Origin of the sequence: Pseudomonas sp. PDM05, assembly GCF_014851685.1 — a bacterium.
Taxonomy (GTDB): domain Bacteria; phylum Pseudomonadota; class Gammaproteobacteria; order Pseudomonadales; family Pseudomonadaceae; genus Aquipseudomonas.
In genome coordinates this window covers 1-479 of sequence record NZ_JACVAC010000042.1, presented here as the reverse complement: position 1 = coordinate 479, position 479 = coordinate 1, and the positions used below count along the sequence as shown (strand labels likewise).

Annotated in this window: 1 protein-coding gene and 1 pseudogene; both read left to right on the top strand. The window is 59.7% G+C overall.

Features of this window, described 5'->3' with window-relative positions; all coding sequences use genetic code 11:
- Positions 1-264: pseudogene (locus IB241_RS27340) on the top strand (alpha/beta hydrolase); the annotation flags it as partial.
- Positions 261-479 (top strand): hypothetical protein (locus IB241_RS27335; protein WP_192301278.1); only part of this gene is annotated, 219 nt, incomplete at its 3' end. The pseudogene IB241_RS27340 and the gene IB241_RS27335, both read left to right, overlap by 4 nt.

The window sequence follows — 479 nt, the reverse complement described above, 5'->3', positions numbered from 1 at the left end:
GGCGTGCCGAAGCTGCTGTTCCACAGCCTGGACGACCCGATCGTGCCCCTGGCCAATGGCATCCGCCTGTATCAGGCGGCGCCGCCACCGAGAGTGCTGCAGTTGACCCGTGGCGGTCATGTGCAGACTTTTGCCGACAAGACCTGGCAGACCGTGATGCTGCGTTATCTGGATGACCCGCAGCACTTCAACGGCCTACGCCGCCTTGGCGAAATTCCGAACTATCCGACTCCCAAAGTTGATTCATCAGAGAGCCCGCAATGAGCGAAGAACGCAACATGATCCCGCTGATCCTCACCGGCATCGGCACCATTATCGGCACCGTTGGCTGCCTGTGGTTCTACGGTTATCTGCATTTCGCCAAGCCGGAAGATGCACTGCTGCTCAGCGACTTCACCATGCTCAAGACCGTGCCTGGCGAGGATTACAAGATATCACTGACCCCGGCGGCACAAGTGGCGCAGTGCGTCGATGGCGTG